The following is an 11,131-nucleotide window of genomic DNA, read 5'->3' on the forward strand; positions in this document are numbered from 1 at the left end:
AGATTGGAAAATAGATGAATTTCCTAATTTAATTGTGGAATAAATATCTATGACTCTAATTTTCCTATTAAAACTTTAACGTCCACGAACCTCACCTGGAACTTTACCGTACTCCTGTTTAAAAACACGTGTAAAGTAATTAGGATCATTAAAACCTACCTCATAGGCAATTTCAGAAATATTCATATCAGTTGTTTCTAATAAAACAGATGCTTTTTTTAAACGTATTGATCTAATAAATTGAGAAGGTGTTTGTCCTGTAAGTGCTTTTAATTTTCGATACAATTGAATATGGCTTAATCCCATAAATTCAGAGATTGTATTGACTGACAAATCACTATCTTGAATATGGTCGTCTACATAAGAGCGTAATTTATCTATAAATATATTTTCTCGTTTAACTAAAGGCTCAGGAATTGTTTTGACAGTACCTGAATAATAGGCTTGCAGTTTCTCTCTGGTAGTCAATAAGTTTTTGAGTTGGACTAATAACTCCTCTTTCTCAAAAGGTTTAGATAAATAGACATCGGCACCTATGCCTAATCCTTCTAGTTTGGAAGAAATATCAGCTTTAGCTGTTAAGATGATAATGGGAATATGACTGGTTCGACTATCGTTCTTTAAAAAATCACAAACTTCATAACCATTTTTTTCAGGCATCATAATATCCGTTATCACAATATCTGGAATACGTTCTAACGCCATTTCTATTCCTTCATGACCATTAATAGCTACATTGATCTCATAACTAGCTTCTAGGATAGCTCGTATATATGTCACAACACCACTATTATCCTCTATAAGCAAGAGTAATGGTTTATCTGCTGTAGTGTGATCAGTAAGATTATTAATTTCGTCAATAGTTGTTTGAAATTCGTTCTCGGTAAAAATAGTGGCTAGTGTTTTATCTACCTCTCTTTCAAATTCTTCATTTTCTATAGGTAAACATACTATAAAACGTGAGCCCCAAGACTTTTCACTCTGAACGCTAATAGAACCTTTCATTAATTCTATCAATTCTTTTGTTAAGGCTAGTCCTATTCCTGTACCTTCAAAAGTTTTACTTCTATGCTGAGCCTCGTTAGTATTACTAACTTGATAAAAACGCTCAAAAATATGAGGCAAATCTTTAGCATCAATACCAGTACCTGTATCCTTAACGGTAATCTCAATATACGGTCTGTCTTTATGTGATATGGTCTTTAACGTAAGATTTACTTTTCCACCAGGTCGTGTAAATTTGATCGCATTAGATAAAAGGTTATAGATTACATGTTGTAGCTTGATTTCATCATAGTCCATAACCAATCCTTTCATATCAGAATGGAAACTCAAATGTACTTTCTTATCTGAAGCCATAGAATAAAAAGACTCTGTCAAATATTTTAAATACAAAATGATGTCCCCTTTAGTTGTATCCATCTTCAAAGTTCCTGAATCCAGTTTTGATAAATCTAATAATTGATTGATAAGACGTAATAAGTTTTTAGCATTTCGTTTTATTAAATCACGTTCTTTATCAAATCCTTTGATGGTATCATTCATGCCCATAATCACAGTAAGTGGGGTTCGGAATTCATGAGTAATATTAGTATACAAACGTGTTTTCAAATCGTCTACTTCCTTTAAGCGTTTTGTCTCTTGTTTTTCATATTGACGTTTTAAATTAAATCTATAAATAAGGGATCCAAGGCCAAAAATGAGTAAAACACCTACAATTTTAGCCCATAGTGTTTGATACCAATATGGTCGCACAATTACAGTAATATCGCGTTGGTTTTGAGAAGCAGTTTCTGGAACGAGTCCACCTCTCATTTTAAGTGTATATATTCCAGGAGGGAGATTTTCGTAGCGTACCTTATTGTTATTTCGTGCAATAGAATTCCAGTCCGCTTCATAATTTTCAAGGTAATAGCTATAACTGTTACTCCCAGTACTTCTAAAATCAGTAACGAGGAAAGACAACTCAAAAAAGCGATCTCCGGGCTGCAATACGATGCTATCTATGTTCTGAATTCCTTTTTTTTGACTTATGACTTTTTCTTCTTCTCCATTATATTGCGCATAAGAAGTAAGGATGATTTGTGATTTTTCAGACGAAACCTGATTGTAATAACGCAACACATCCTCTGGAAAAAAACTAATAGTTGGACGATCAGTTCGATCTGTCCCAAAGAAGAACTGTCCTTTTTTACTTTTGTAATACGAAGCTCTGTTGTATTCATAGCCCATCACATTGGGATGAAGCGGAAAGTCCATAAACTGCCCAGTTTCTGAATCGAAACGAAAAATACCCTTGCTAGTACTGAGCCATAAAAAGCGATCATCATCTTCTGGGAGAATACCATATACCAAACGGGATTCTGGATTGTCGGGATCAAAGGTATAATGTGTAATGTCCGAAAAGCCAGAATCAATACGACTCAATCCCGACCCATGCCCAATCCACATACGTCCTTGACTATCTTCGTAAAAAGCAGATACTACATTGTTTGGCAGGGAGATGGCGCCTTCATCTTTTCGATCCAGATGATGTAACAAAGTTCCATCTTCATCAAAAACAAAGATGCCTACGCCATAGGTACCTAGCCAGATCGTACCATCAGAAGGACGTTGGTACCAGTCATTAAGACTGACTACCGCCGATTGTAAGGCTTTAATAGGAATACGCTTAATGCGTTTGCCTGTATCAGGGTCATAAATGCCTATATAGGGAACGCCCCAATGAGCTTTCCATAATTCGCCCTTTGTAGTAATAAGAGATAAATAAGGTCCAAGATTAAAATCCAATTCCACATCATCAAAGTGTTTGGTATATCCTTCAACGGGGTTCACAATTCCGTTACCAGCATGCATTTTGTCCTTATAGGAATTCACATGATACCAATAGCTTCCAGCAAGGTTTCTTTTTGCCATAGGAACCACCTTATCGGTATCAGGGTCATACCGATTTATTGAAGAGCCTTGTTCATATTTGTTATACAAGTCGACACTTCCATAAATATATCCTTCCGTATCCTCTATAAAAGAACGCAAGCCTAAAGGTGATAGTAATTTAAAGGCAGGAGGTTGTGGTGTTAATTTATGAAGCCCATCTATACTACCCCACCAGATAATTCCGGATTTTGTTTTGAGGATTGTAAAAGGGTGCTTGGTTAAAAAATCTTCCGAGGTATTAATAATTTGAATAGGGTTGTCAAGTACTTCGTCCAGATTTCTGGCATCAGCAAATGAAAAATAACGCTCATTAATAATGGTTATCCGTTGCAAGTAATTATTAGTATCCACATTAGAAGAAATGGTTCCACGTTCTGTTGAAATCACTTCTTTAGTCAATGTAAATTGATTGCTATTGGCAGTTTTTTTCCATACAGTACAGGAGTTGATATACTGCCCACTTTTATATGCAAGATTTTGTTTACACGCCCCTCCCAGCCAGACTGTGCCATCTTCTTCTACCTTAAAGTTAAACGTTGTGATAACAGACGCAGGTACTTGAGGGATCGCTATAGTAGATACTTTTCCATCTACAGACCAGATTTCGAAGTCATTTTCTGCTTTCGCAAAAATAGTTTCTCCTACCCGTTTAATAAGCACACTCCCATGTGTGCGTATAGGCTTGGTAGTAAGTTGTTGGAAAGGCCCATGGTTTTTAGAGATCAATATATGATATTCGGGATTTGTATCTTGAGTATTAAGTTGCAAAGCGCCCCATACATAGGTGTCTCCCCCATTTTTTGTAACGGCAATTCCGGAAAGGGATCCCAATTGGATCTGCTCGCTATTTAGGGCAATGGTTTTAGGGTTGTCCTGAACAATAGGGTCGAAAATACGAATACCATCCCCATCATTGAGATAGAGTTTGTCTTCAAATCCTTCAAAAACAATATCACGACTGGCAAAATTTTGTTCATTAGGCAAGGGAAAACGCTTTACTTTTTCGCCATCATAATAAGCCAGTCCCTTTCCATAGACTCCCATCCATATAATACCAACAGGGTCTTCGTACAAACTGTACACATTTCCAAAATTGGCACGCTCTTCTTCAGTTAAATAGGAAGCCAAGTAATTTTCTTGTGCAATACAAGAATCTCTAATCAAAAAAAAAACTAGAAGGCTAGCGTAGCGTAATAATTGCCGTTTCATCAAAATAAAGAAGTTCTCAAAATTAAGGATAGTAATATATTAAAGTTATAAGAATTTGAATAGCACAAATCTTTCTCAAGATAGCACATATTTTACAGTACGTATTCTGCTATAAATTGAAAACGTCGTGCTAGACATCCTTGACTAATTCTAAGAAATTTGACCATTCAATTATTAGAAAAAGTATTTTATATATTTTCTAATTAAAACTTTAAACAAGTTAACAAAACAATAATTATTATGAAAAAAATTACCCTACCCCTTACTATTTTATTTTTAGTATTTGGAGCATTGTCCAATGCACAAACAGTACCAGGTGTTTGTGACGCAGGAACTCTCCTAGCCCAAGAGACCTCCACTCCACTACCCTTAGAGCTTGATGGTGAAGACGATATTACTATAGACTGTGAAAATGAACCTAATATTATCGCATTTGACATTGCCGAAACAGGGATTATAGGTTCAACGACAAGCCTTAGTCAGGTAGTCTTTGAAATAGAACATACCTATTCTGGAGATTTAGAAATTGCTTTAGTATCTCCTGCAGGAACAAGTATTGTCCTTACAGATAATAATAGCGGAAATACAGTTGATGCCTATTTCGTTACCACTTTTGGAGATGGTGGAGAGGATATCACTACAGCCACGCCTCCATACACAGGCTCAATTTTTCAACCTCAAGGTGGAAATTTTGCAGATGTATTTGATGGGGAGTCTATAACTGGTACCTGGCAACTGAGAATCTGTGATACTACAGACCTTGATACTGGAGCCGTTGCATTTGCTGGTATTGTATTTTGTAATCCCATCCCACCATCAAATGACCTTATTGAAAATGCCATAGATGTAGATGAAGCAGGGTTTCCATTTACCGATGCTGCTGTTAATTTCCTAACGGCTACAGGAGATGTTATTCCTAATGATACAAACTGTGGTACAGGTGGTAACCCAGTACCAGCCGTATGGTATAAGTTTACAGCTACAGAAGAAGGTACAGCCACGGCCACCATTACTACCCCTGCATCTGATGCTTCTAGTGCCCTTGTTGTTTTTTATAATGCTCCTGATGAAAATGCAACAGTTGGTGACTTGCTCTTTGAAGATTCCGGAACAAATGAATGTGCGAGTTTCATTACTTCCAGTATAGAAACTGTACCAGGACAAACCTACTATCTATTAGTGATCAATTTGGATACTGCCTCTGATGTTGTTATAGAATTTGATAACAATTTAAGTATTGATGAGCAAGCATTTGATGGTTTTGAATATTTTCCTAATCCGGTTCAAAACACACTTACCCTTAATGCACAAACGCCTATAGAAAAAATAAGCCTCTATACGCTATCTGGTCAAAAAGTGATCGAGCAAACAAATACTACCACAACAACACAACTTGATATGACAGCACTTAGTTCAGGAATCTATCTGATGAAAACTACCATTAATGGACAGGAAGGTACCTTTAAGATTTTAAAACAGTAATTAGCCAAAACAATTAATATCCTATTAAATAATAAACTCATCTTGGTCTTTTAGTTTTCTAAAAAATCAAGATGAGTTTTACAATTGTATACGTTTTATAGTCTTACTTTCCCTGCGGTTGTTGACCTACAAGCAGGCTGGTCTCAAAAAGTACGTTTTCCTACCTACCAGCAGGCAAGCGCGAAAGCATACCTATTCATTTGTATACTATTGACATCCTGTATAAGGATTTGTAAATGTATTAGGGTTCTTTGCCCACGTCAAAGTTGTCTTATCTCTAGATGTCATAGGATTGCTAGACACTGGAGTTAAATATGTATCACCCGTACAATATCCACGCGTATCTAATTCTACAGACCCATCACTCATTACGGTAATCAAACTATAGCCAAAAAATGGCGGTGAGTGAGATACATGACGATTATTAACACTTCCTCCATGACCAGCGACAATTTGGTAGGTTCCTCCACCTAAAGTATTATTAATAGGTTGGGAACGTTCATAATTATGTTGATGTGCAGAAAGCATAGCTACTACTCCATTTTTCTCAAATGTTGGCCATAATTGCCCTCCTTGAGGTAATCCTCCATGCGTTGTGTCTGGTTGTCCATTTACATAATAAGGACGATGTCCTAACACAAAAATATGATCTATAGCGCTGTCTTTCTTATAGGCTTCTACTTGATTATTTACCCAAGACACAGGTAATTGGCCTTCTAATCCATTAGGGTTATAGGTATCGGTATTCATGACTACAAAACCTACATTATGTTTTGTAAAAGCAAACGTCAATCGATTATCTAGTCCTAAGGTATCTGGAGCTGTTTTTCTACCCGTTGGCATATATTTTTTCATATACTTTAACCAGACATCTGTACTACCAGCAAGAGGTATCTCTCCATTAGGAGTGTACGATAACATCTCGTGATTTCCTGGTACAGCGACGAGTTCAATTCCAGATTTGCTAATAGGATTGACATCGTACAATTTCTCCCAAGCTTTAAGTTGTGAATCTAAATTAGGGAGTGTACTCTCCGCAAGTACTAAATCTCCTAGAAAAAAGAATAATTCTGGTTTCTGAGATAAGCTATCCATATCTTGATAAATACGCTCTAAAGCATACACATTAGCCGTTGAAGGATTTGAAGATGATTGATTATGTCTATCAATACGGTTACATCCTACAAAAGAAAAACTAAAAACAGGTGTTGCTTGTTTTTTAGAAATTACTCCTAATTCTTCTTCAGTAGTCTCTTGAATAGGTGTTTCTGTATTGTTTTTACAACTACCTACTAAAATGAGCGCTATAAAGCTACTCCATAAAATTCTATGCTTCATGATGGTTAGTTTACGTGCTATGAAAATAGTATAATTTATACAAACACTTATAAGTATAAATACGTGTTTGATAATGTAATAACCAATCAATAAAACCTAGTTAAAAGGTCTTATTAATCATCATAAAACTTAGATTTTCCGAGATAGGCTTTTACAATGGCATTCCATTCTTCTCCTATACGTAATGCAGTTGTACCATCTATATTATAGAGAAGTTCATAATTTGTAAAACCGCTTTTAAGTAGTTCTTCCAAATAAAACAAACTTGCATTTACATCACCTTCTTTTGCACTTAAAGAAATTGCATTTATAAAGGCTTGTTGATTGTTAGGGTCTACCAACGTACGTAAAATATTCATAAATAGTAGTTGTTCTATCTTAGGCTTTTTTTCTAAAACCTCTTTGTATTTGTCTTCTACAAGTGTTTTTGCAAATCCTTTTAAACGAATAGAAGCTTTACGTTCTTGATTATTACTTGCTGTACTATCAATTTTTGCATCTAAATCATTCATTTGAAAATTCCACCAACCTAGGTTATCAAAGTAAGAATTCTTAGCATCTTCGGTAAGATAATATTGAAAATCTTCTGCCAATAATAATTCAGCATATCGTACTGAAGTTTTTCTAGAACGTTTTGCTTTAAACGTAGCATTGCCACGTATCGTTTTCAATAGTTTTTTCTGTGCATCTATAGCTACCCGATCTTTGTACTGTTTCTTTAAATCTTGTACAAAACTAAATGCAGATAAGTGTTTTTGCTGTCTATATAATAATTCTCCAAACGCTAAATCACTCTCATAATAGCGTTGTACATCTTCTACTGGTGTAGACATTGTCATGATAATATCTACCATTGCTGCCGATAAAAACCCAGCTTCTGGCCATTCTTCTCCTCCTGTGTACTCATAATATCCCTCAAAACTAGAACTACTACGTAGTACATTTTGATATGCCCGTAATTTATAATAGTTGGGGTTTTCATCTCCAGATATAAGCGTTAATTTAATGTCTGAATTTTTACGAAAAATTGTATTATCAAGATAAATATCATTCACCGCTATCACTCCCTTAATCTTTTGTGTCTTATACGCTCCTGCCGATGCTATCAAAGCACCATTACCCCTACCCGCTAGAATAATCCGAGTAGGATCTATCGCATAACGTTGATACACTGTATTAATGAGTTTTTCACTTTGTTTTAATGCTGTTTTTAAAGAATCTGTAATCGCAAAATTGGCACCTACAATAATACTTTTAGTAAGCTCTGCCCCTATTGTAAATTGTTGTGCCGCTCTATCTCCAGCGCCAGTTTCATCAAAAACAAATACTATAGGATATTTCTTATTCTCATCATAATCTCTAGGAAGATATAAAGCATACGTATCCTTTTGAGTATCATCTAAAGCAATCGAAGAAATAATAGTACCAGGAGTAATGTCTTGACTTAAAGCGGGAAAAGTGACTAAGAGAAAGAGTATTATATAACGCATATACAATTTTAAATTTTCAACAATTTATATCAAATATCGTGCAAGAAATACTTTAATAAAAAAATAAATGAACTTATATGCACAACTAGCCTGTTATTTTTTGCCTATTTTTAATCTACTAAAACTTTGTGTATGAAACGTTCTTTACTCCTTATTATTCTATTTTTATCCGCTTTCGCGAAAGCGCAAGACTATTATTTTGCAAAATATGCTCCTTTCCAAGAAAGCATCCCAACACCAGAACAGTTTCTAGGTTATGGTATTGGAGATCAACATACACGTCATGATCAGATAGTATCTTATTTAGAAAAGCTAGCAGAAGTATCTGATCGTGCTACCATTTCTGAATATGGACGTACACATGAAGGTCGAAAATTAGTCATGTTTACGGTGACAACACCAACACATCATAATAATCTAGAAAGCATTAAACAACAACACCTTGCTTTTACCAATACCTCTCAAAAGGTACGTAATTATGATCAAATACCTGTTTTTATACAACTAGGCTATAATGTACATGGAAATGAGCCTTCTAGTTCTGAAGCTGCTTTACTAACTGCCTATACACTAGTTGCATCAGAACATACTGAAATAGCAAACTATCGTCAGAATGCTATTATCTTTATAGATCCAACAATAAATCCGGATGGACGTGATCGCCATACACAATGGGCCAATAGTTTTAAAGGGTCACCTTTAGTATCTGACAATATAGATGCAGAACATACCGAAATGTGGCCAAGAGGACGTACCAATCATTATTGGTTTGACTTAAATCGTGATTGGTTATTAGGAATTAACCCAGAAAGCCGAGGTAAATTAAACTGGTATCATGAGTGGTACCCCAATGTGGTTACTGATTTTCACGAAATGGGAACCTATAGCACCCACTTTTTTGAACCTATGCTCCCTATAGGAAGTTTAGACCCTATCATGCCTAAAGAAAACTATGAAGACCTTAATAATCTTTTCGCGCCCTATTTTTCAGATGCCTTAGATCAAATCGGGTCTTTTTATTATACCAAAGAATCTTTTGACGGTACCTATCCTGGGTATGGAAGTTCATATCCAGATCTACAAGGTGCACTTGCCTTACTTTTTGAGCAAGCCAGCAGTCGAGGACATTTACAAGACACCGATTATGGAACGATCTCCTTTCCATTTACTATTCGTAATCAGTATACTTCTGGTTTCGCTACGGTAAAAGCAGCCGTCGAAAATAAAGCAACCTTACGTAAATACCAGCAGGACTTTTTTGTATCCGCTTTCGCGAAAGCAAAAACAGATCAAGCCGCAGCATACGAATTTGGAGATCCTAACGACCATAATCGCACCAAAGCATTTATAGACAAACTCCTATTACACCGAATTAAAACCTACGAAAAAGGAGATGGACGATATGTAGTACCCGTAAAACAATCGCAAAAACGAATGGTGCAATCGTTCTTTGAAACCTATGAAAAATATCGCGATAGCGTATACTACGATGCGAGTGCATGGAGTGTTGGTAATTTTTATAATATGCGTTACAAAAGCCTTAACACTGTTCCTAGTTTACGAAATGAAGTAACAAGTACAGATAATATCGCTTCTGTAACTCCTGTTTCTAAAACAAACTACGCATATCTTATTAATTATGATGATTATAATGCTACGGCTTTACTATACCACCTACAGCAAAAAGGTATTACCGTTTCTACTGCGTTCAAACCCTTTACCGCAAAGACACAAAGCGGTACCATAGCTTTTAATTATGGAACACTCCTCGTTCCTGTGAGTAGACAGTCACTAGATGCTACTAAAGTACATACAATAGTTTCTGAAGCACAACAACGTTTTCAGGTACCTATTTATGCAACCAATACTGGTTTTAGTATCAAAGGAATTGACCTTGGGAGTAATAATTATGTAAAGGTAGACACTCCAAAAGCTGCTATGCTTATTGGTGATGGTACCAGTTCATACGAAGCTGGAGAGGTATGGCATTTACTAGATACGCGTGTACATATGCCTATCACAAAAATCTTAATGAATAATTTTCGATTTGCAGATCTTAATAAGTACACTACTTTAGTCATGGTTTCTGGAAATTATAGCCAACTCTCAGATACCGAAGTTCAAAAATTGAAAGATTGGGTATCACAGGGTAATACACTTATTACTATAGGTCGTGCAACTTCTTGGGCGATCAATAGAAAAGTAGCAACAGCGAAATTGACAGAAAAGAAAAAGGATACTAGTAAGGTAACTGAACGGAAAAATTATGTAGATGCGCGTAATAATAGAGGGAAACAACGTTTGGGTGGTGCTATTTTTGAAGTAGACTTAGATCTTACACACCCGCTTGGTTTTGGATATTGTTATCGTGACTTACCCGTTTATAAAAACAATAATGTATGGTTAGCCCCTAGTAAAGATGCATATAACACAGTCGCAAAGTATACTGAAAATCCGCATATCGATGGTTTTATTTCTGAAGAAAATCTAGAAGATAACTTAAAACCTTCTGCCTCCCTTGTTGTAAGTCCGCAAGGAAGGGGTCGCATCATTCTTTTTGCTGATAACCCCAACTTTAGAGGTAGTTGGTATGGTACCAATAAGTTGTTTCTAAATGCTATATTTTTTGGGAGTCTGATTGACTAGGTTTTGATATCATAATACCAACGTATTGT

5 protein-coding genes are annotated in these 11,131 nt (G+C 35.8%); 2 read left to right on the top strand and 3 right to left on the bottom strand.

What is annotated here, in order from left to right; all coding sequences use genetic code 11:
- Positions 1–75 precede the first annotated feature (75 nt).
- Complete coding sequence (locus Q1A01_RS12800; protein WP_299681317.1) at positions 76–4,101, bottom strand: ATP-binding protein; 4,026 nt, start codon at positions 4,099–4,101, stop codon at positions 76–78.
- A 285-nt stretch (positions 4,102–4,386) separates the two neighbouring features.
- On the opposite strand from Q1A01_RS12800, the gene Q1A01_RS12805 reads away from it, so the two are divergent.
- Entirely contained in the window at positions 4,387–5,628 is a 1,242-nt protein-coding gene (locus Q1A01_RS12805) for a proprotein convertase P-domain-containing protein (protein WP_299681320.1), read from the top strand.
- Positions 5,629–5,835: 207 nt separating this feature from the next.
- Here the strand turns inward: Q1A01_RS12805 and Q1A01_RS12810 are convergent, their stop codons facing one another.
- Together Q1A01_RS12810 and Q1A01_RS12815 are read right to left on the bottom strand one after the other, a co-directional pair.
- Entirely contained in the window at positions 5,836–6,966 is a 1,131-nt protein-coding gene (locus Q1A01_RS12810) for a metallophosphoesterase (RefSeq protein ID WP_299681322.1), read from the bottom strand.
- 113 nt (positions 6,967–7,079) lie between these two features.
- Entirely contained in the window at positions 7,080–8,456 is a 1,377-nt protein-coding gene (locus tag Q1A01_RS12815) for a hypothetical protein (protein ID WP_299681325.1), read from the bottom strand.
- A 132-nt stretch (positions 8,457–8,588) separates the two neighbouring features.
- Between Q1A01_RS12815 and Q1A01_RS12820 the strand changes: the two genes are divergently transcribed.
- Positions 8,589–11,102: a M14 family metallopeptidase gene (locus Q1A01_RS12820; protein ID WP_299681328.1), complete on the top strand. Its 2,514-nt coding sequence runs from the start codon at positions 8,589–8,591 to the stop codon at positions 11,100–11,102.
- Positions 11,103–11,131: the final 29 nt, after the last annotated feature.

The organism is uncultured Dokdonia sp. (genome assembly GCF_947492815.1).
In the GTDB taxonomy this organism is placed as follows: domain Bacteria; phylum Bacteroidota; class Bacteroidia; order Flavobacteriales; family Flavobacteriaceae; genus Dokdonia.